This is a genomic window from Mesorhizobium sp. INR15 (assembly GCF_015500075.1).
GTDB lineage: Bacteria > Pseudomonadota > Alphaproteobacteria > Rhizobiales > Rhizobiaceae > Mesorhizobium.
Genome location: NZ_CP045496.1, coordinates 546,581 through 567,860 on the forward strand (window position 1 = coordinate 546,581; position 21,280 = coordinate 567,860).

The window sequence follows — 21,280 nt, forward strand, 5'->3', positions numbered from 1 at the left end:
GAACTGAAATCGGAGTGACGACGTGAGAGCTAAACTGGGGATGTCCCCTATTGCCTGGTGGAACGACGATCTGGCCGAACTCAGCGATGACGTGTCGCTGGAGGAATGCTTGGCGCAGTCGCGTTCGGCGGGCTTCACCGGGATGGAGATGGGCCGCCGCTTCCCCAATGATCCCGATGTCATGCTGCCGATCCTGAAGAAGGCCGATGTGACGCTGTGCGGCGGTTGGTTCTCGGGCACGCTGGTCGACGAGGACCTGGCGAAGAACAAGGATCGCATCCAACCGATGATCGACCTGTTCAAGGCCGTGAACGCGCCTTGCATCGTCTATGGCGAAGTCGGCCGCTCGATCCAGGGTGACCGCTCGAAGCCGCTCGCCACCAAGCCGAAGCTCTCGGACGACGAGATGAAAGCCTATGCCGGGCGGCTGACGCGGTTTGGCGAATGGTGCGCCGAGCAAGGCATGCCGCTCTCCTACCACCACCACATGGCGGCGGTGGTAGAGACCGAGCCGGAACTCGATGCGTTCATGCGCCATTCCGGGCAAGGCATTCCACTGCTGCTCGATGCCGGCCACCTGGCCTTTGCTGGTGGCGACGTGCGGCGCGCCATCGACAACCATCACAACCGTATCAGCCATGTGCATGTGAAGGATGTCCGCATGGACGTGATCAACGGACTGGATCGCACGAAGCAGTCGTTTCTCGATGCCGTGGCGCTTGGCGCCTTCACCGTGCCGGGCGACGGGTCGCTGGACTTCGGCGCCATCGTCCAGCGGTTCGCGGATCATGGCTATGAAGGCTGGTTCGTGGTCGAGGCCGAGCAGGACCCTAGGAAGAACCCGCCGCTCAAGATGGCGCAGGTCGGCCATAAGGAGTTGATGCGGGTCATGACGGCCGCCGGCTACACCGTGGAGACGCAAGGCTTTCCCAATGCCTGATCAAGATGGGCCTGATCAAGATGGGCCTAACCAAAGTGGGCCGGATTGCAGTGGTTCTCGGTGATGACGGGTTGCTGTAGGCTGGTCCGATGAAAGACTATGAGCACCCGTTCTTCCGGCCGCTGTGGCGGCGCGTCGCCGTCGTCGCTGTCTGCCTGATCTGGTCGGCGATCGAGTTCGCCACCGGCACACCATTCTGGGGCGTGCTTGCGCTCGGTTTCGCCGGCTATGGCGTCTGGCAATTCTTCTATCTCTACAAGCCGGCCGATGAGAACAAGGCATCGGCAGAAGCCGACCCCAAGGAATAACCCGGAAGGAATCCAGAATGTCCAAGCTGCTCGTCAAAGCCAACAAGGGCCATGGCCGCGTCGCGCATGTGACGCCGCAGACTGCCGGCTGGACCTATGTCGGGTTCGATCTGCACCGGCTGAAGCGCGGTGAAACGGCAGCAGGCAAGACCGACGGCCGTGAAGTCTGCCTCGTGTTTGTCACCGGCAAGGGGACGGCCAAGGCGGACGGCAAGGATCTCGGCCTGCTCGGCCAGCGCATGTCGCCGTTCGAGGGCAAGCCATGGTCGGTCTATGTGCCTGAGGGATCGGACTGGTCGGTGACGGCGGACACCGATCTCGAACTGGCGGTCTGCTCCGCACCGGGCCTGGGCGGCGGCCTGCCGGTGCGCGTCATCGCGCCCGACGATCTCGGCCAGGAAGTACGCGGCAAGGGCACCAACACGCGCTATGTCACCAACATCCTGCCCGAGGGCAAACCCGCCGACTCGCTGCTCGTGGTCGAGGTGATCACGCCCGGGGGCCATACGTCGAGCTATCCGCCGCACAAACATGACCAGGACAACCTGCCAGCCGAGTCCTATCTCGAGGAGACCTACTACCATCGCCTCAACCCGCCACAGGGCTTTGCCTTCCAGCGCGTCTACACCGATGCCGACAAGAACGGCCACCGCGCACTGGACGAAGCGATGGCGATCGAGGACGGCGATGTCGTGCTGGTGCCCGAGGGCTACCACCCCTGCGCCGCTTGTCACGGCTACGATCTCTACTATCTCAATGTCATGGCCGGGCCGAAGCGGACGTGGAAATTCCACAATGCACCCGAGCACGAATGGCTGATGAAGGCCTGACAGGGTTTTCATCAGTGGATAGCCGGCCTGGTCCAAGACGAAAAAAACGTCGGCTAATGACCCAATGGCACCGTTTTGTTATCGGAACGTGGCAAGGCTTCGTCAATCCGTCATGGAAATCGCCTATGGCAGCGGGGCCAATGCATGTCGCCCGAATATGCAATGCGGTTTTAGGGCAAGGCATGCATAAACCAAGGACTTGAAGCGCGTCGCACGGAGCTGTTCAAAGGCGTCGCGCTTTGACGAGGACTTTCCATGCGCTACGCCATTTACTTCACCCCCCGGCAGGACGAACCGCTGGCGCGGATTGCCGCCAACTGGCTCGGCCGCGACCCGTTTGGCGCCGCCGTCCGGCCTGTCGAGGCGGTGGCTGACCTGTCGGCGGCGGAAGTGGCGTTCCACACGGCTTCGGCGCGCCGCTACGGTTTCCACGCCACGCTGAAGGCGCCGTTCCGGCTGGCCGCGAACGAGACGGAAGCCTCGCTGCGCGCGGCACTCGATGCCTTCGCCGAAGCAACGCCCGTCGTAACGGTCCCCCGCCTCATGGTCAGCCAGATCGACGGCTTCTTCGCCCTTGTGACAGACGGACCGGTGCCGAGCCTAAACCGGTTCGCTGACGACGTGGTGCGCGACTTCGATCGTTTTCGCGCGCCGCTGACAGAGACCGAAATCGAACGGCGCAGCCCCGATTCGCTGAAGCCCGCCGAATTCCGCAATCTCTGCCAGTGGGGCTATCCCTACGTGTTCGAGACATTTCGCTTCCACATGACGCTGTCCGGCCGGGCGGCGCCACAGGAAAGCCCCCGTCTTCGCCTAGCGATCAACGGCCTGTTTGCTGACGTGCTGCAGCAACCCGTGCTGGTCGACGCCCTGACCCTGTTTGTCGAAACCGAACCAGGCGCCCCGTTCATGGTGCTTTCCCATCATGCACTCGGGCGGCGTCCGGCCAGAATGACCGCCTGAAGAAGACCGCCCGAAACAAAGCAAAAGCTGCCCAAACAACCAAGGACTGCCTGAAATGACCGCCGAGACTGTTCTCCACAACGCCCGCATCGTGCTTGCCGACGAGATCATCGAAGGTTCGATCGTTCTGCGCGACGGCCTGATTGCCGGTATCGAATCCGGCATCGGCCGCACTGGCGAAGACATGGGCGGCGACTTCATCATTCCCGGCCTGGTCGAGCTGCACACAGACCATCTCGAAGGCCACTACGCGCCTCGGCCGAAAGTACGCTGGAACCCGATCGCGGCTGTGCTTGCCCATGATGCGCAGGTCGCGACAGCGGGAATCACCACCGTGCTCGACGCCTTGCGCGTCGGCATGGACGAGGACGCCGACATGAAGTCGGAGGACATGCGCAAGCTGGCCGATGCGATCGATGACAGCGTGCGGCATGACCGCTTGCGGGCCGACCACTTCATCCATCTGCGCTGCGAGGTTTCAGCACCGGACTGCCTTGAGGCCTTCGCCCATTTCGACGGTGACGAGCGGGTCAAGCTGGCGTCGCTGATGGACCACGCGCCGGGCCAGCGCCAGTTCGTCAACCTCGAGACCTACGCCTATTACTATCAGCGCAAGCTCAAGCTCACCGATCGCGACTTCAAGCTGTTCTGCGAAAAGCGGATGGGCGAGTCGGCGAAGAACTCGGCGCCGAACCGCGTCTTCATCGCCGCAGCCTGCCAGGAGCGCGGCATCGTGCTGGCGAGCCATGATGACGCCACCGTCGGTCATGTCGACGAAGCGATCGAGCAAGGCGTTCGCGTCGCCGAATTCCCGACCACCGAGGAGGCCGCCAGGGCTTCGAAGGAAGCCGGGCTCGGCGTGCTGATGGGGGCTCCCAATGTCATGCGCGGCGCCTCGCATTCCGGCAATGTCTCGGCTCGCACGCTGGCCAGCGATGGCCTGCTCGACATCCTGTCGTCCGACTACATCCCGTTCAGCCTGATCCAGTCCGCCTTCTTCCTCGGCAATGTGGTCGAGGGCATTTCCTTGCCGCAGGCGGTTGCCATGGTTTCGAAGAACCCGGCTGACGCGGTCGGCCTGACCGATCGCGGCGTCATCGAACAGGGCCGGCGTGCCGACCTGGTGCGCGTGCGCGTCGACGACCATGTTCCTGTCGTTCGCACCGTCTGGCGCCAGGGGCGCCGGGTCGCGTGATGGTGTCGGCATTGATCGAACGGGAACTGGCGAGTGCCGCCTTTCCGATCCGCGACGGCGTTTTCGTCGCCGTTGTCGGGCCAAGTGGCGCCGGCAAGGACACGGTGATCGGCTACGCCCGCGCTCACTTCGCCGAAGAGAGCCGGCTGGAGTTCGTACGCCGGGTGATCACCCGGCCGAGCGATGCGGCCAGCGAGGACCACGACACCCTTGCCGAAGCAGCCTTCATCGAAGCCGAAGCCGACGGCGCTTTCGCCGTTGCCTGGGAGGCGCATGGCCTGCGCTACGGTATCCCGGCTGATGTCGACTGGTCGGTTGCCAATGGCCATGTCGCCGTCGCCAATGTCTCGCGCGCCATCATCCCGGTTTTGCGCGAGCGCTATGCCAATCTCGCCATTGTCGAGATCACCGCGTCGCCGGAAGTGCTGGCCGAGCGGCTGGCCATGCGCGGCCGCGAGTCGCGCGGCGAAGTGCTGGCCAGGCTGGCGCGCAGCGCCAATGTCAAACTGGCGGGACCCGGCATCACCTCGATCGACAACAGCGGCCCGCGCGAGGCGGCCGGCGAGCGCTTCGCCGAGGTGCTGCGCAAGGCGATGGCATTCTCCGACATGTCGGGATTAATCTAGGGCGCCTCTTCCCTTCTCCCCTGCGGGAGAAGAGACAGCTACTCCGCCGGCGCGCCGGCGACGCCCTTGCGGGTGGCGTCCATCATCAGCCGCCGAGCCCGGAACGCGCCCCATTGCTGGTCGACCAGCACGCCGATCAGGATGACGCCGCCCATCACCGCGAAATTGAGTGATGACGGGATGCCGAGCAGGTTGACCAGGTTCTGGAGTTCCTGCAGCAGCACCGTGCCGAGGATGACGCCGATCAGCGAACCCTCGCCGCCGCGCAGCGAGAAGCCGCCAAGCACCGCGGCCGCGATGGCGTAGAGTTCGTAGAACTGGCCATGGCTGGCGGGCGAGATCGAGCGCGTGTACATGGCGAAATAGATCGCCGACAGCGCCGTCAGCACGCCACAGATGACATAGGCGGCCATGACGATACGGTCGGTTCGGATGCCGGAATATTTCGCGGCTTCCTCGTTTTTGCCGATGGCATAGAGGTAGCGCCCGAACACCGAGCGATGCAGCACCACCCACATGACTATGGCGATGACGATCAGCGCGATAAAGCTGTTGGGGACGCCATAGGATCGTCCGGCCGTCAGGAATTCCAGTGTCGGGAAATTCTGGCCGAAGGCAAAACCAGCCGTTCCGTCGGCGGTGTAGAAGCGGGCTACGCCGCGATAGATCAACAGGCCGCACAGCGTGACGACGAAGGGCTGCAGCTTGAGCCGCGTGATCAGCCAGCCATGCACCAGGCCGATGATGGCGCCGAGCCCCAGGATCAGCACGAAGGCCAAAGGCCACGCCACTTCGCGCACGGCGATGAAGTCGACGAACAGGGTGCCCAGCAGCGCGATCACCGAGCCGACCGACAGCTCGATGCCGCCAGTGATGATGACGAAGGCCTGGCCGATGGAAAGGATGCCGAACAGCGCCACAAGGTTCGACGTGTTGGCGAGGTTGATCGCCGACAGGAAGCGCGGATTGATGATCGCGACGATGGCGCCCACCACCAGGATCAGGATCAGCAGGCCGAGATCTTTCTTGCTCATCGTCTTCTCCCGCTATGGCCGGTTCGCCGGCTTGCCGACCGCCAGCAACAGCACGTTTTCCTGGCTGAAATTTTCCTTGTCGAGAATCCCCGAGATCTGGCCTTCATGCATGACGGCGATACGGTCCGAGACGCCGATCACCTCTTCCATGTCGCTGGAGATCATCAGCACGGCGACGCCGGCGTCGGCCAGCGCACGCATCAGCCGGTAAATCTCGGCCTTGGCGCCGATGTCGATGCCGCGCGTCGGCTCGTCGAGGATCATCACCTTGGGGTTCATGGCCAGCCACTTGCCGAGCACGACCTTCTGCTGATTGCCGCCCGACAGGGTGCCGGTGCGCGTTTGCACCGAAGGCGCCTTGATGCCGAGATTGATTTTCTGCTTCTCGGCGGTGGCCAATTCGGCGCTCGCCGAGACCAGCGAATGGCGGGCATGCGCCGGCAGGTTGGGCAGGGAGATGTTCTGCGCGATCGACAGGTCCAGCAGGATGCCGGTCAGCTTGCGGTCTTCCGGGACCAGAAAGATGCCATTGGCGACCGCGTCGGCCGCCGAGTTCAAGACAAGGTCTTTCCCATCCAGCTTCAGGGCGCCGCCAAAGCTTTTGTCGATGCCGAAAAAGACGCGCGCCAGCTCAGTTCGCCCGGAGCCAACCAGCCCGGCGAGCCCGAGAATTTCGCCGTGCCTGATATCGAGAGCGACCGGCCGATCGGGATAGGCAGCGGTGCGGATGGCGTTAGCCGACAGGGCGACAGCGCCGGGCTCACGCGCCGATTCCGCGGCCTTCTCCCTCTCCTTCAGCATGCGGCCGATCATCAGCTTGACCATCTGGTCGTGGTTGATGGCGTTCTTCTGCAGCGTGCCGGCAAGCATGCCGTCGCGCAGCACGACGACGCGGTCGGCCACCCGCTCGATCTCGTGCAGACGGTGCGAAATGAAGATGACGCTGATGCCGTCCGCCTTTAACGCCGCGATGACATCGAGAAGCTTGTCGGTTTCGGCAATGGGCAGGCTGGACGTCGGCTCGTCGAGGATGACCAGCCTTGCCTTGATCGACAGCGCCTTGGCGATTTCGACCATCTGCTGCTGGGCGAGCGAGAGATCCGCTACGGCCGTGTCGGCGGAGAAATTAGCGCCGACACGCTTCAAAAGCGGCGCCACCATCTCGCGCAGCTTCGTGCGGTCGACGAGTTTCAGCGGTCCGGCACGCAGCGGCTCACGGCCAAAGAAGATATTGGCGGCGACATCGAGATTTTCAAACAGGTTGAGTTCCTGGTGGACGAAGGCGATGCCCGAACCCAGGCTGCCTTCGACGCTCAGCCCCTTGTGGGCCGTGCCGTCGACCGTGATCACCCCGGTGTCCGGCGTGGTGACGCCGCCGAGGATCTTCATCAGCGTCGATTTGCCGGCGCCGTTTTCGCCAACGAGGCCGATGACCTCGCCCGGCCTGACATCCATGGAAAAACCGTCGAGCGCGACGACACCCGGATAGGTCTTGCGCACGTTCTCGAGGCTGAGGAACGGAGCTATAGCGGATGCGGCAATGGAGGTGTCGGAATAATTCATCATCCCTGACAGCGGTTGGCGAACTGACCCGTCCGCAGACTGACGACCCTTGCCGGGTTCGTCAATGTGAACCGCCGGCTCAAGCGAACTTGAGCCGGCGGAACTGCCTGTGGTCTTAGTTTCCAGCCATCGCCTTCAGGTTGGCGGCATAGGCGTCGACGTCATCCTTGCCGATGATCTTGGTGGGGATGATGATCAGGTTGCCGGCCGGGATGCCCGACTTGTCGCCGCCGAGATAGGCTGCCATCAGCTTCATGCCCTGATAGGCCCATTCGAAGGGCTGCTGCACGACGGTGGCGGCAATGGTGCCTTCCTTGACGCCGCCCAGCGTGATCGGATCGTCATCGAAGCCGACGACGGTGATCGAGCCGAGCTTGCCGGCATCGCGCAGCGCTTCATAGATGCGCGGCGTGTTGTAGGAATAGAAGCCGACCATGCAGGTCACGTCGGGGCTGGCGACCAGCGCGTCCTCGACGTTCTTCTTGGCGCGGGCCTGATCGATGTCGTCGCCGCGAACGTCGACTAGTTCGATCTTGGTGCCGGCGAGACCGTCCTTCATGCCCTGGATGCGCTCCTTGGCATTGTCTGCGCCAAGCAGGCCGACGAAGCCGAGGCACTTGCCGCCATTTGGCATTGCCTTCTTGGCGATTTCAGCCGCCTGCTTGCCGGCATCGACGTTGGACGAGCCGATATAGGCAACGCGCTTGGTCTGCGGTGCATCGCTGTCAGTGGTGAACAGCGCGGTTTCCGAGGCGATCTTGTTCAGGCCATCCGTCGAGGTCTTGGGATCGACCGCCGAGACCATGATGCCCTTGACGCCGGCGGTGACCAGATCGTCCATCAGGCGCTGCTGAATGGCGACCGACGACTGCTCGGGATATTTCAGCTCCAGATTGTAGTTGGGCAGCTCGCCCTGCGCCTTCTTGACGCCGGCTTCAGCGGCCTTCCAGAAATCGGAAGCGCCGTTGACGACAAAGGCCAGCGTCGGCTTGTCGTCGGCGCGCGCGATTGCCGTGGCCGACAGGCCGAGCAGCAGCGCTGCAGCGGCGACGGACGCATTTCGAATGACAGATTTCATGTTCAACCTCCCGTTTGGCATTTTCGCCGGTTTGACATTTCGCTTGAGCAGAATTCGCCGATGTGGCTTCGACCTCCTCCCGGAAGCTTCCAGTCACGACCTTGACCTTACAGACTCATTCGGCGCTCGTAAATAATCTGATTTGTCTGACATTTGATTGGCAGGAATGACCTCTTTTCGGCTATCGTCCGCCGGCAGCGCGCATCATGCCTAGCCTGCTCACCACATCCGGATCGACCCGAGCCGCATATGACGATTTGACATTATAGGCCTTCCCGATATTAGTAAATAGTATTAGTTTCTTGATCGGGAGGATCACTGAACTGAATGTGACGCGGAGCACAAGTCGGCTCGGGCGCCATCGCTCGAGCTGCGCGATAGCCACGCATTTTATTGAAATTCGGCTCTTCGGAGAGGCCTGTCGGCTGGTACTCAGATCAGGCGGAGCCTTTCTCAAAGCTGATAATAATTATCATCAAAGCTTGCAACTCCATAAACCGCCCGGCTCTGATCGAACTTGCCGTGCCAGCGGCCTCTGTCTAAACACAGGGCCAGGGATGGGGAACATGACGCCATGAGTGAACCGACGGATCCGCGCGATCCTGCCGCCGAGACATCGAAGCGCCGCAAGGCGCCAACCAAGACCGCCAAGGGCCGGGTCACCATGACCGACATCGCCAGGGCGGCCGGCTGCTCGCAAGCGACGGTGTCGTTCGTCCTCAACAATACCGCCGGCATCAGGCTGTCGCAGCAGACCCGCGAACGGGTGATCGAGGCGGCGCGTTCGCTCGGCTATTCGCCACCGGCCTTTTCCGCCTTGCAAGGCCCCGTGCCAGCCTTCGAAGGCCTGGACGGCGTCATCGGTTTTGCCGTCGACCAGTTGGCAACCAGTCCCGAGGCCGTCGTCGCCATCGAAGGCGCCAGGCAGGCTTCATGGAATGCAGGCAATGTCCTTCTTGTGGCGCAGACGCTTGGCGATTCCGTCATGGAGCCGCGCGCCATTTCGGCGCTGACCAATCGCGGCATCTCGGCGCTGATCTACATGACGATCTTCACCCGCGAGATCGTCGCGCCCGACTATCTCTATGGTCTCGACATCCCGGTCATCCTGCTCAACTGCTACACGGCCGACTATGCCTTCCCCGCCGTGGTGCCGAGCGAGATCGCCGGCGGCCAGAGCTCCACCCGCCATCTGATCAATCATGGCCACCGCCGCATCGGCACCATCACCGGTGAGCCGTGGATGCAGGCGGCGCAAGACCGGCTCAAGGGTTATCGGCGGGCGCTGGCGACAGCCGATATCCCTTTCGACGCCGATCTGGTCGTCGAAGGCGACTGGTCGGCCAGCGCCGGCTATGCGGCAACGGTGAAGCTTCTGGCGCTCAAGGACCGGCCGACGGCCATATTCTGCCAGAACGACCGCACCGCCATTGGCTGCTACGAGGCGCTCAAGGAAGCCGGATTGCACATTCCTGGGGATATTTCCGTCATCGGCTACGATGACGAGGAAATCGCCCGCCACCTGTTCCCGCCGCTCACGACATCGATCCTGCCGCATATGGCGATGGGACAATGGGCGATCGAGCAGCTTGAAGCGCCGGCACCGCCTGGCCGAGGGCGCTATCCCATCACCAAACTCGAATGCCCGCTGGTCGAGCGGGAATCGGTCAGCATTCTGGCCGGGCCGTCAGCTTCGCCGCACGCTTGATATCAAGCCAAGACCGGCAGCGCGCCGGTCAACGGCCCGCTTTTTGAGGGCATCGCAGTGCGTTTACAAGCGCGGTCAGCGCAGCGGGCTGATGGTGGCGACTGGGGTAATACATGAAGAAGCCGGGAATGGCGGGCGTCCAGTCCTCGAGCACTCGGACAAGGCGGCGCTCCGCAATATGCTCCGCTACCTGCTCTTCATAGGCGAGCCCAAGGCCGGCTCCGGCGAGCGCCGCCTGAATCACCAGGTTGGTATCGTCGATTGTCAGCGGGCCATTCACGCCGACCGTGACCGCCTTGCCTCCCTGCTCAAACTCCCATCGATACGGACCACTGGGAAGGCGCAGGTTCAGACAGCGATGATCGTTCAGATCCCTGGGCCTGCGGGGAATGCTTCGTGACGCAAAATAGCCGGGCGATCCCACGACCGCCAGACGCAACTCCTGCGTGACGCGAACCGCGATCATATCCTTTTGAATATATTCGCCGAGCTGAATGCCAGCGTCGAACTCGCCCGCGACAAGGTCCACGGGGCCAGTGACCGTGACGACATCAAGAACGATGTCAGGGTAGGCCTCGGCGAAGTCCGTGAGCCGCGGCAACAGGACCATCGCCGCGGCCGATCGTGACATCACGAGCCTGAGGCGCCCCGCAGGCAGGTGGCGAACGCTTAGGGCCTTATCCAGCGCACGCGTGATTTGCTCAAGCGCCGGAGACAGGTCTTTCAAAAGCGCCGCGCCCGCGGCGGTTGGCGCGACGCTCTTGGTCGTCCGGGCAAGAAGCTGCAGCTCCAGCCGCTGCTCAAGCCTCCGGATCGTGTGGCTCAGAGCGGATTGAGAGACGCCCAGCTTCGCTGCGGCGCGTGTAAAGCTCCGCTCGCTGGCGACGACTGCAAACGCGGCGAGTTCATTCAGTTCGTTTCCCATCATTGATGAATTTTGCTCATGATGCCATCCCATGCAAGACGGCTAGTCTCATAAATGCCCTTGCCCTAGGTTCGACTGACGAGATTGGCGCTATTCGCCTTTCACCACGCTTCGGCCTGCCTGGCGCGCGTCGCGGGATCGCCGGGCGTGGAACGGCTGGACAAACAACGAGGTTGCCATGGATACCGATGTTCGCGCCTTGCGCACGCTGGCGCAGGCCTATTTTGATGCCGCCTATGAAATGGATGCCGAGAAGTTTGCCTCCATACTTCATCCCTTGTGTTCGGTGACGAAAGTCGCCGACGACGGCGATGTGGGCGTGACACCGGTCGCGGCGTGGCTGGCCGCCGTCCGCAGCACGACCGCTCCAAAACAGATGGGAGCAGAGCGTGACGACCATATACTTTCAATCGACGTCGAGAGAGACCTCGCGCTTGTGAAGTTGAAATTGCAGGTACCGCCACGCAAGTTCACGGACCTGCTGTCCTGCCTGAAGGTCAACGGAAACTGGAAGATCGTTCAGAAGGTGATGACTTCGAAGACGTAAGGGCGGTGCCGCGCATAAAATTGAATCACCCGCCTGCAGGTTGCCCATGAAGGTTCTGTCTCAAAGCGCCAACACCATGGCCTGCGTCTCGGGATCGTCGAAGGTTTGGTCGCTCTGCGATGGATATGTCGACCTGCCGGCCCGATTGCTCAGGTATCGGAACGGAAAAACAGGCAGGCAGGCAGTGTCGCCTCCGCAGGAAGAGCCGCTCGTTCGGTTGTCGGTCAACTGCTTTCTGCTCGATCGCGCCGGTAGCGATCGCATCCTGATAGATTGTGGTGCGGGTGGAAGCTGGGAGCCGTCCATGGGCCACCTCGAGGAGGCCATGGCCGAGGCGGGCATCGATACATCCTCCATCTCGGTGGTTGCCCTCACCCATGCCCATGGCGACCACATCAATGGTCTTCTTACGCCTGACGGGCGGCGAACATTCGGGAACCTGAGCAAGATCGTGATCGGGGAGGACGCCGTTGCCGAATTCCTCGCCGAGCCGCGATTGGCGGATTTTCGTCCCCTCCTGGCCCCAATTCGCGCAGGAGACCGACCCGTCGATCACTTGCTCGCGGTGGCGATCCCCGGGCATGCTCCGGGCCATATGGGTTATCTGCTCAGCACCGGCGAGGACGACATCCTCTTCTGCGGCGACCTGATCCACGTTCCTGCCGCACAATTTGCCCGTCCAGAGCTCACCTGGGCCTATGACGCTGACGAGACGATGGCACGGGATAGCCGGATCAGGCTGCTCCAGGAAGCGGCCGACGCACAGGTGTGGCTGGCCGGCGCTCACCTGGGACGACCAGGCATCGGCAGAATAGTCAAAGCGGGGCGTGGATACGGGTTCATCCCGGCCGCATAGTCGCCGGGTGCTGAATTTGCTTCAGACATCATGCTCCGCTGCAGCAAGGCATTTTACAGCGCCTGCTGGACGGAACGTCCTGGATCGGCACGCGTGGCGATGGCCGCCAAACGACCCTAGGCCATTACTGCGAGATGCAAGACGACTGCCAGAAGCGCAGCCGGCCCACGAAGGGAATCTCAGCCGACTACCCCACGAAGCCTGAAACCAGCGCAATCGATCAGGGTTCTGGCTGGATCGTCGGCCAAACCGCACGGCCCATACGGACAAATATCCCTTCAGCTCCGATGTCGTAGCGCATCGACTATGACCTTGAACGCCGGAAGATTCTGACGGCGGCTCGGATAGTAGAGGAAATAGCCGTCGAAGAACGGAGACCAATCATCGAGCACCTGCACTAGCAGGCCCGAAGCGATGTGCTGCGCCACAATGTTTTCGGGGACATAGGCGATGCCGTAGCCGCTCGCAGCGGCATCGATCATCGCGTAGGAATTGTTGAAGGTCAGTTGTCCGTTCACCCTGACGCGCAGTGCCTGGCCATCCTTCTCAAATTCCCAGGCATATAGGCCCCCGGCGGTCTCGTGACGCATGTTGATGCAAATGTGTCTGACCAGATCTTGCGGATGCCCAGGCACGCCATGCGCATCGAGATATGCGGGAGAAGCCACGGCCACCAAACGCCAGTCCGGACCAATTCGGACCGCGATCATGTCCTTCTCGACGCTCTCCCCCAGCCGGACGCCCGCGTCGAAGCCCTCCTCGACGATGTTGCGGAACGTGCTGTCCAGGATCAGTTCGACACCGATATCGGGATAGGCGCTGAGGACCGGCTTCAGCTTGGGCCAAACCACGCTTTCAAGCGCGTGGTCGGAAAGCGTCAGCCTGATCGAGCCCGAGGGCTTGTCACGGAACGCCATCAGCGCGGCGATCTCGTCCTCGATTTCGCCGATGCGCGGAGCGATCGTCTGTAACAACCGCTCTCCTGCGGCGGTCGTCGCGACATTGCGCGTGGTGCGGCTCAGGAGGCGTATGCCCATTCGCGCTTCGAGCTGTTTGATCGCGTGGCTGAGCGTCGATTGCGCCACGCCGAGCCTTGCCGCCGCCTTGGTGAAGCTGCGCTCCTCGGCAACGGCCTGAAACCACGTCAGTTGATTAAGGTCGGTTTTGGCCATGGCGTTCCTTCGTTTGCCTTCCTGCGGCACATTATTCGGCCCAGTCGATTAGTTCATGCCGATTTCGATGGGTAATCGTTTTATGGCAAAACGACTAGGTTTGCACTGCAACAATTCAGCAGGAGCGAACGAACGTGGCGATTGCCTTCACAACAGATGCGGGCAGCAAACCGGACGCCGCCTGGGGCGCGGTTCTCTCGATGGCGCTCTGCGTGGCGATGCTAATCGCCTCGGAATTCATGCCAGTCAGCCTGCTTACCCCGATGGCGCAAGGGCTACACGCAACGACCGGACAGACCGGGCAGGCAATTTCGATCAGCGGCCTCTTCGCGGTCGCGGCCAGCATGATGATCACCACCGCCGCTGGGACGCTGAACCGGAAATGGGTCCTGGTCGCGATGACCGCTCTGATGTTGCTGTCACTGATTTTGGTGGCGGCCGCGCCGAATTTCGCGGTGCTCATGATCGGCCGCGCGCTGCTCGGAATCTGCATAGGCGGGTTCTGGGCGTTGGCCACGGCTGTCATCATGCGGCTGGTTCCCGAAAACGACGTTCCGCGCGCGCTCGCCTTGATGTATGGCGGGCAGGCCATCGCGGCGGCCTTCGCGGCGCCGATAGGCAGCTATCTGGGAGACATGTTCGGCTGGCGCGCGGTGTTTTGGGCGCTGACGCCGATCGTGGCCGGCAATCTGGTCTGGCATATAGTGGCGCTGCCGTCACTGCCCGCAAGCCAGCGCCAAGACTTCCGGACCATGGTCGATCTGCTCAAGCGCCCTTACTTCCTGCGCGGCTTGGTTGCGGCGATGCTATCCTGGGGCTCCGCTTTCACCATGTTCACCTATCTGCGTCCGTTCCTGGAGCAGGTGACAGGCGTGGCCGTGGGGACACTCTCGATCCTTCTGCTCGTACTGGGCTGCGCCGGTTTCGTTGGCACCTGGGCAGCGGGTCGTTTCGTGAGCGGCAATGTGGCACCGCTGCTGCGGCTGCCGGCGCTACTGATGGGCGGCTGCACGCTGGGACTTCTGCTTCTCGGCGGCTCGGTCGCCGCGGCCGGCTTATTCCTTGCTCTTTGGGGCGCGATGAACACCGCCATGTCGGTCATCTGGATGACATGGATGTCGCAGAACGCGGCCGATGCGCCCGAGGCTGCCGGCAGCCTGATGGTGGCGGCGATCCAGGCCTCGATCCTGCTGGGCGCGGTCATTGGCGGGCTGCTTCTGGACGGTCTGACAATCATGGCGACCTTCACCGGCAGTGTGGTTCTCGCCGGTCTCGCAATCAGCCTCATCGGCAGTGGGCAGCGGCTGCTCAAGCCCGATCGCTCGCAGACATAGGTCATCCAATCAAAAGGCTCATTCCAAACCAAGCAGGAGACCGACAAATGCCTACGGATACCTCTGAAACGAACTCGTCGACTCACCTCATTCACCGGCGCGAGCTTCTGAAGCTGACCGGCGCAGGCGCCGCCGCATTCGGCGTAGTTTCGATGTTCAACACCCCCCAAGCAAAGGCTCAGAATATGTCAGACGAATGGGATAAGGTCTTTCCGCGCAGCGAGAGCGTCGATCACGAGAAGGTCACGTTCAAGAACCGCTACGGCATCACCCTGACGGCCGATCTGTATCTGCCGAAGGACCGCGCCGCTAACCGCCTGCCGGCCATTGTCGTCAGCGGCCCGTTCGGCGCTGTCAAGGAACAGTCCTCGGGCCTCTATGCGCAGACAATGGCCGAGCGCGGCTTCGTCACGCTGGCTTTCGATCCGTCCTTTACCGGCGAAAGCGGCGGTGAGCCCCGCAACGTCGCGTCGCCAGACATCAACACCGAGGATTTCATGGCGGGGGTGGACTATCTCGGCCTGCATGCTTCCGTGGACCGCGAGCGCATCGGCGTCATCGGCATCTGCGGCTGGGGTGGCATGGCGTTGAACGCCGTAGCTGCCGACAAGCGCGTCAAGGCCGTTGCCGCCAGCACCATGTACGACATGACACGTCTCATGTCGAAGGGCTACAATGACAGCGTGACCCTCGAACAGCGCTCGCAGGCGCTGGAGCAACTGAGCCATCAGCGTTGGGAAGACGCCGCGAACGGAACTCCGGCGTATCAACCACCCTACAACGAACTCAAGGGCGGCGAGGCGCGGTTCCTGGTCGACTACCACGACTATTACATGACGCCGCGCGGGTACCATGTGCGTGCAGCCAACTCAGGCAACTCCTGGACGCAGACCACGCCGTTGTCGTTCATGAACATGCCGATCCTGACCTATATTTCGGAAATCTCGCCGCGCCCGGTCCTGTTCATCCACGGCGAAAACGCCCACTCGCGCTACTTCAGCGAGACCGCCTTTGCGGCAGCAGCGGAGCCCAAGGAACTTGTGATCGTCCCCGGCGCCAGCCACACGGACCTTTACGACAAGGTGGAGGTGATCCCGTTCGACAAGCTGACCAGTTTCTTCAATCAGCACCTCGCTGCGTAAGTGGCGAGAGAGAGCCCGCCCTGTCGGGCAGGCTCTCTCTGAACAGGTTAGGATAAAAAGAGATGGCCGCATGCTGAAATTATTGCTGAGCGCCGCTGCTCTCACAGTGGCAATGGAGGGAACCGCCGTGGCTCAGGAGCGCATTCGTATTTCATCGGACTGGGGCGAGGTCATAGCCGATCTTGCCGATAACGAAGCCGCAAACGCCTTGGCTCGGATGTTGCCCCTTACCATTGAGATGAGCGACCATCTTCGTCAGGAAAAGACCGGCAATCTACCGGCCACGCTGCCGGAACAGTCACGGCAGCGCGACTTCTCGGCCGGCACGATTGGGCTGTGGAGTTCGGATCATTTCGTGATCTATTATCGGAATGGTCGCGTCCCTTCGCCCGGCATCATTGTGCTCGGAAAAGCGACTGGCGGTCTGTCGATATTTGATCGTCCCGGTCCAGTCACGGTAAGAATTGAACGTTCTGACTGAAGCTGGAAACAACTGGGCGTGATCAGCCAGGTCACACGAACCCGACGGCTGCAATCAGCCGTCCTGCGGCGCCTAGCAACGCCAAATATGTGAGGATACCAAAACCGCGCACAGGCCCCGACGCTGTCAGCATACCGAACGCATGCAGAACGCGTCCGATCACAAGGATCGCGCCGAAAGGAATGACGATCCAAGCTGGCGCGGCTCGAGTCTCGACCAGGCCAAGGGTGGTCACGCCGAGCGGCACATACTCGATGAAGTTGCCTTGCGCCCGGATAAGCAATGTGGAGGGCAACCGGCGGTATTTGGCGCGCCCGAAGAGATTCGAACTCCTGACCCCCAGATTCGTAGTTTACTTTCGTGATTCGCCGAGCATATCCAATTGTTCCCCATAAATTTAAATGCATCTATAATTTCAGTTAGTTGCGAAAACCTGCGAATTTTGGCGTAGACGCGGCGGCCTATCCTATGAGAGTCTAAAACCGGCTGAAAAACCGGCTGAATATTTTGGCCGATATCCACTAGACTTGCAGGAGCCGCGCTATGGCCGACATCCGTATCCTCATCAACGACAGGGCGGTCAGCGACCTTAAGGCGCCTGGTTCGGGGCAGTATCGCGCCCGCGACACCCAGCTTAAAGGGTTCCACGTCATCGTCGGCAGGCGGAGCAAGACATTCGCCGTTCAAGGAGACCTGCGGAAGGATGGCAAGCGCGTTGCATCGATCTCAGTACGGATTGGCTACGCGGAGACGATGTCTACTCGTGAGGCTCGCGCAACAGCAAAGACATACCTCGCGCAGATTTCCAAGGGGGAACACCCGGATCCGAAACCGGACTTGCCGACCGAGCAACTAGGCAGTGCCAGTGTGTCTCGGGACAATCCGACGCTACAGTTGGATCAACAGGCGGATGCAGCACCCAAAGGGGTCACCTTGAGCCGAGCATGGGAGCGTTATCGCGATGCACACCTGATCCGGAAGGGCCGAAGCGACGGTACGATCGAGGGCTACCGCGACCATATTGAGCGACTCTTCAAGGATTGGCGAGATACGCCCTTGCAGGAGCTCGCTGAGGACCCGGCCAAAGTTATCACCAGGCATGACGAGATCACCAAAGAGCACGGCCCCTACATCGCTAACGGCAGCATGCGGACCTTGCGCGCAGTCTACAATCATGCGCGCAGGGCCCATCGCTATCTCCCCGCCGATAACCCGGCAAGCATCGTGGATTGGAATTCAGAGAAACGGCGTAGCACAGCAATGGGGCTCGACGATCTGTCCCATTGGTTCCATCAAGTCGCCGCGCTGCAGAATCCTATCAGGCGAGAATTCCACCTGTTCTCTCTGCTTTCCGGGTGCCGGCCAACGGCGCTGATGGAGGCACAGCCGCAGCATCTGGATCTGCGACGCCGCACACTGCATATTCCTCGGCCCAAGGGTGGCGCAGACCGTGCCTTCGACATCCCGTTGTCGCGCCAGATGATCCTCTGCCTTGTGCGCGCGATCCGCTTTGCCCGCCATTTCTATCCCTCCGAAGCCGATAACTGGCTCTTCACGGCGGACAGTGATAGCGGCCATCTGGCCGAACAGAAAGAAAATCGAGACGTTCTTGCAAAGCGGGGCAATGACTTACGCCAGACGTTTAGAACGCTTGCGACCCCGGCGGGCGTCTCCGAGTTCGACGCACGACTGCTGATGAACCACTCCATCCCCGGCGTGAATGCCGGGTATATTTCGCGGCACAAGCTGCTTGAAGATCACCTTCGTGCGCAACAACAAGCCATCAGCAACACGATGTTCAGCGGCGTGGGCAATATGACCACTAAGGACGCAACAATTCGCTCATGGCTTGGTCCATATGCGGCGCATAAAGCAATCGACGCCGCCAAGCGGGAAGGGAGCAGCGCTCTGCGCGATGCTGCATTGGAAAGAGGGGATCTGGCTCAAAGGCGAGCGGCCTCGACCGCGACATTCAACCTGAACTTTTGAGCGAGTTCTGGAGAGCCACGGGGACCTCGGCAGCTCATCGTTCGGATGATCCATCTAGGCATCGGTTGGTCGCCTATCAGGGTGTTCGAGTCAGGAGAGCCCTATCGCCTTTCCCCCCACTCGGAAACCCCGCGATATTTCCTACGGTGTTGGGCGTAATGGCCTGTATCGGTGTAAGACCAGGGGCAAGGGCAAGTGAAAGTCATGCGCCTCGTTAAGGCGTTCACGGACGCGGTCCAAATCCGCGCAACCTGCCACAAGTTTCAGGTCGCGCGGAGCGCTATCTTTACACGGTGTAGGTCGGAAGTTCTGCACCCCCTTCAGCCGCCGCAACCTCGGGAACAGGGATCGGTTCTGGCCGCCGTGGTGGATTTCCTGGCCTAAACCGGCCACGAAAAGCATCCTGGTCATTCAAGCGGATCAGGACCGGATTTTCGCACGAGGAGGCCTTGCCGAACACGATAGCGTGGCGGGGTTGCATTGAGGGAAGGATTGCAGCGTAATCCGAGCCGATGTAGTTGCCTAGGAAGTCTTTGCCAGTATCATCGAACGTGCGCATCGCGAAGATGGTGTTGCATTGATTAAGGATAGTTTTGGTTACGTTGGCAGTTCGCTGGGTGATGAGCAGGCAGCCAAGACCGTATTTTCGTCCCTGGAGAATGGCGCGAGCGCTCGTGGCGGTCGCCATCTTGTCGCCCTCTGCAGCGACTGAATTCCACTCCGGGACAAGCGAGTGCGCCTCCTCGTAGACGAGGCACAACCGCGCGCGGTCGGTCATACCCAACTCCTGACACGCAATCAGCGCAGCGTCAGTGAAAATTGACGTGATTTCAGAAGGTGTTAGCCGGGCCAGCTCAGAATCGTCGTTTTTGTCGAGAAAAGACACCTGTTTTGTGACACGGAATTGAGCCGGATTGAATACGCGGAGGTAGTGGTCATCGACCTCTGAGACAAACTCCTTCATCTGTTCGAGGACCACCTTCTTGAACTCGTTTCGAGAGCCGCCGAGTTCGCGACTTTTATGCGGCTTCCCGCCCTTGCCGGCAGTAATCAATTCACCGCGCTTTTTCTCCTCATAAGAAGGGTCGAGAAAATCTGAGAGCAACTGCTCATATTGATTAGTGAGGTCGAGACAAAGGACCTTGATGCCCTGAGCGATCATCCTTTCGACAAGCCAATGGCAAGGTAGCTCTTGCCCACGCCCAGAATGCCGAGGATCGCGGTGTTGTGCGTCACACACTCGGACGGATCCAGGCGGACTCCATATGGGGTAGCTGGAAAATGCCCAACGCAGTCATCCGCCAGACCGCCGTCTAGGTTCTCGAGCAGGAACACGGGAGCATTCATTCGGGGCATCCATGGAACCGGTCGGAACCGACGCCCTTCATCATCCCATTTGCCAATCTTACGGGCTTTCGCCCGGGCATATCCGTACTTGTTCTTCTGTTGAACAACCTCATCGCGGGTCACACCGTCCACTACCTGATAGATGACGCGCTGGTGGTCTCCAATACGCACCTCAGCGAGGGAGCCCTCAGCCAGATTAGCTTCGTTGATAACCTCAAACTGAAGGTATTCCGGGCTGGTCTCAGTATCGACGATACCGCAAAGTCGGTCGATCCACTGTAGAACTCGAATGTCGGCCTTGTCCTCGTCTGTCACGGCTATAGAGACGGCCATTCCGCTGGATCCTATTGAGCTACCATCGTAGAGGGCCCCAAGTCGCTTTGGTAACGACGTGGTCAATACCCGGAGCAAGTTGCCTTCATCCCGCCCCACATAGTTGAGAGCCACACCTAGTTGTGGCGGACCATGCTGGTCAGAAATCACCATTGGCGTTCCCCGAGTGATCGTCTGAGCCTCAGCCTGTCGCACGAGAACAATTCCGGGCGATTGATAGGCAGCCACCGATCCAATCAGATCAGCCCGGTTGATGCGCTTCGGCCTTTCTAGGAACCACATGACATACTTCGTCAGCGCTTCGAGCGGCTGAAACACGGTGATGATGATGAAGGTGGTGAGGATCGCAAACACCTCAACCGGCGCATCGCGGTGGAAGAGCCAGACTGCCGATGTGATTAATAGGCCGAAGATGATGTTGGGGCTGCCTAGACCGATCACCGCCCGTTCAAATACTCGCCACACGGTAGAGGGTTCCTCGCCCAACGGAGGGCGGAATGTCAAAAGCAGGATCGAGACCAAGGCGACGCTGGCGCAGAAGCCGATAGTGGCCCCGAGGATGTAAGCCTCAGGTGTCCAAGGGAGCACTACGGGTATCGCCGATACTAAGGTGAGTAGCGCCGTTACACCGTTTATGAGCGCGCCGGACGGCGGCGTAAAATAGGGATTCAAAATACGGCTGCCAAACAAAAGACTCGCGATCCCGCCATAGAGCCAGATAGCGTTTTCATTCGGCCTCAGTCCGCTGTCGACAAACAAACCTTGAACAACCAGTAAGATCGCTATGTAGAGAACTAGGGCCATTGCCCGTATTTTGGCTTCTGAAATCACGCCCTGTTGATTGCCACTGAGAACTGACCCGGCAACCCAGGATATTTCCACCGAGAATTGACCCATGTTTGACCCTTA

General features: G+C 61.0%; 21 protein-coding genes. 13 read left to right on the forward strand and 8 right to left on the reverse strand.

The features are described 5' to 3' along the window. Window positions 1–22: 22 nt before the first annotated feature. The 6 genes from iolE to phnN all read left to right on the forward strand — a co-directional run bounded on the left by iolE (window position 23) and on the right by phnN (window position 4,862). Window positions 23–940, forward strand: a complete 918-nt coding sequence (iolE, locus tag GA829_RS02525; RefSeq protein WP_195177014.1) for a myo-inosose-2 dehydratase — start codon at window positions 23–25, stop codon at window positions 938–940. 89 nt (window positions 941–1,029) lie between these two features. Further along, a complete protein-coding gene (locus GA829_RS02530) occupies window positions 1,030–1,248 on the forward strand; it encodes a DUF3329 domain-containing protein (protein WP_195177015.1) in 219 nt (72 codons plus the stop codon). A 17-nt stretch (window positions 1,249–1,265) separates the two neighbouring features. Beyond that, on the forward strand, window positions 1,266–2,078 hold the full coding sequence (iolB, locus tag GA829_RS02535; RefSeq protein ID WP_195177016.1) for a 5-deoxy-glucuronate isomerase: 813 nt from the start codon (window positions 1,266–1,268) through the stop codon (window positions 2,076–2,078). A 255-nt stretch (window positions 2,079–2,333) separates the two neighbouring features. Continuing rightward, a complete protein-coding gene (locus tag GA829_RS02540) occupies window positions 2,334–3,041 on the forward strand; it encodes a DUF1045 domain-containing protein (RefSeq protein WP_195177017.1) in 708 nt (235 codons plus the stop codon). 55 nt (window positions 3,042–3,096) lie between these two features. Beyond that, on the forward strand, window positions 3,097–4,236 hold the full coding sequence (locus GA829_RS02545; RefSeq protein ID WP_195177018.1) for an alpha-D-ribose 1-methylphosphonate 5-triphosphate diphosphatase: 1,140 nt from the start codon (window positions 3,097–3,099) through the stop codon (window positions 4,234–4,236). Next, entirely contained in the window at window positions 4,233–4,862 is a 630-nt protein-coding gene (phnN, locus tag GA829_RS02550; RefSeq protein ID WP_195177019.1) for a phosphonate metabolism protein/1,5-bisphosphokinase (PRPP-forming) PhnN, read from the forward strand. Before GA829_RS02545 ends, phnN begins: the two co-directional genes overlap by 4 nt. A 38-nt stretch (window positions 4,863–4,900) precedes the next feature. Here phnN and GA829_RS02555 read toward each other — a convergent pair whose 3' ends face one another. The 3 genes from GA829_RS02555 to GA829_RS02565 form a co-directional block, all read right to left on the reverse strand. Continuing rightward, window positions 4,901–5,896 carry an ABC transporter permease gene (locus GA829_RS02555; protein ID WP_195177020.1) on the reverse strand — a complete coding sequence of 332 codons (996 nt, stop codon included), beginning with the start codon at window positions 5,894–5,896 and terminating at the stop codon, window positions 4,901–4,903. Between the two features lie 12 nt (window positions 5,897–5,908). After that, a complete protein-coding gene (locus GA829_RS02560) occupies window positions 5,909–7,459 on the reverse strand; it encodes a sugar ABC transporter ATP-binding protein (RefSeq protein WP_195179493.1) in 1,551 nt (516 codons plus the stop codon). A gap of 115 nt (window positions 7,460–7,574) precedes the next feature. Then, entirely contained in the window at window positions 7,575–8,537 is a 963-nt protein-coding gene (locus GA829_RS02565) for a sugar-binding protein (protein WP_195177021.1), read from the reverse strand. 574 nt (window positions 8,538–9,111) lie between these two features. Between GA829_RS02565 and GA829_RS02570 the strand changes: the two genes are divergently transcribed. Next, window positions 9,112–10,245, forward strand: a complete 1,134-nt coding sequence (locus GA829_RS02570) for a LacI family DNA-binding transcriptional regulator (protein ID WP_195177022.1) — start codon at window positions 9,112–9,114, stop codon at window positions 10,243–10,245. Window positions 10,246–10,273: 28 nt separating this feature from the next. On the opposite strand, the gene GA829_RS02575 is transcribed toward GA829_RS02570, so the two are convergent. Continuing rightward, window positions 10,274–11,173 (reverse strand): LysR family transcriptional regulator, encoded by a 900-nt coding sequence (locus GA829_RS02575; RefSeq protein WP_195177023.1) that lies wholly within the window; start codon window positions 11,171–11,173, stop codon window positions 10,274–10,276. A 175-nt stretch (window positions 11,174–11,348) separates the two neighbouring features. On the opposite strand from GA829_RS02575, the gene GA829_RS02580 reads away from it, so the two are divergent. Both GA829_RS02580 and GA829_RS02585 read left to right on the forward strand, forming a co-directional pair. Beyond that, complete coding sequence (locus GA829_RS02580; protein ID WP_195177024.1) at window positions 11,349–11,717, forward strand: nuclear transport factor 2 family protein; 369 nt, start codon at window positions 11,349–11,351, stop codon at window positions 11,715–11,717. 46 nt (window positions 11,718–11,763) lie between these two features. Next, complete coding sequence (locus GA829_RS02585; protein ID WP_195177025.1) at window positions 11,764–12,573, forward strand: MBL fold metallo-hydrolase; 810 nt, start codon at window positions 11,764–11,766, stop codon at window positions 12,571–12,573. Window positions 12,574–12,851: 278 nt separating this feature from the next. Here the strand turns inward: GA829_RS02585 and GA829_RS02590 are convergent, their stop codons facing one another. Further along, the gene (locus tag GA829_RS02590) at window positions 12,852–13,745 is read right to left on the reverse strand and encodes a LysR family transcriptional regulator (RefSeq protein WP_195177026.1); all 894 of its coding nucleotides are present in this window, start codon (window positions 13,743–13,745) and stop codon (window positions 12,852–12,854) included. Window positions 13,746–13,879: 134 nt separating this feature from the next. Between GA829_RS02590 and GA829_RS02595 the strand changes: the two genes are divergently transcribed. The 3 genes from GA829_RS02595 to GA829_RS02605 all read left to right on the forward strand — a co-directional run bounded on the left by GA829_RS02595 (window position 13,880) and on the right by GA829_RS02605 (window position 16,702). Continuing rightward, window positions 13,880–15,079, forward strand: a complete 1,200-nt coding sequence (locus GA829_RS02595; protein WP_195177027.1) for an MFS transporter — start codon at window positions 13,880–13,882, stop codon at window positions 15,077–15,079. Between the two features lie 47 nt (window positions 15,080–15,126). Further along, window positions 15,127–16,221 carry an alpha/beta hydrolase gene (locus GA829_RS02600; RefSeq protein WP_195177028.1) on the forward strand — a complete coding sequence of 365 codons (1,095 nt, stop codon included), beginning with the start codon at window positions 15,127–15,129 and terminating at the stop codon, window positions 16,219–16,221. Between the two features lie 70 nt (window positions 16,222–16,291). Continuing rightward, window positions 16,292–16,702 carry a cyclophilin-like fold protein gene (locus tag GA829_RS02605; RefSeq protein WP_195177029.1) on the forward strand — a complete coding sequence of 137 codons (411 nt, stop codon included), beginning with the start codon at window positions 16,292–16,294 and terminating at the stop codon, window positions 16,700–16,702. Between the two features lie 31 nt (window positions 16,703–16,733). Here the strand turns inward: GA829_RS02605 and GA829_RS02610 are convergent, their stop codons facing one another. Continuing rightward, window positions 16,734–16,985 carry an MAPEG family protein gene (locus tag GA829_RS02610; RefSeq protein WP_258052107.1) on the reverse strand — a complete coding sequence of 84 codons (252 nt, stop codon included), beginning with the start codon at window positions 16,983–16,985 and terminating at the stop codon, window positions 16,734–16,736. A gap of 260 nt (window positions 16,986–17,245) precedes the next feature. Between GA829_RS02610 and GA829_RS02615 the strand changes: the two genes are divergently transcribed. Continuing rightward, on the forward strand, window positions 17,246–18,691 hold the full coding sequence (locus GA829_RS02615; protein WP_195177030.1) for a tyrosine-type recombinase/integrase: 1,446 nt from the start codon (window positions 17,246–17,248) through the stop codon (window positions 18,689–18,691). 286 nt (window positions 18,692–18,977) lie between these two features. Here the strand turns inward: GA829_RS02615 and GA829_RS02620 are convergent, their stop codons facing one another. Both GA829_RS02620 and GA829_RS02625 read right to left on the reverse strand, forming a co-directional pair. Further along, window positions 18,978–19,853 carry an ATP-binding protein gene (locus GA829_RS02620; RefSeq protein ID WP_195177031.1) on the reverse strand — a complete coding sequence of 292 codons (876 nt, stop codon included), beginning with the start codon at window positions 19,851–19,853 and terminating at the stop codon, window positions 18,978–18,980. Further along, entirely contained in the window at window positions 19,850–21,268 is a 1,419-nt protein-coding gene (locus GA829_RS02625) for a hypothetical protein (protein WP_195177032.1), read from the reverse strand. The genes GA829_RS02620 and GA829_RS02625 overlap by 4 nt, the downstream gene beginning before the upstream one ends. Window positions 21,269–21,280: the final 12 nt, after the last annotated feature.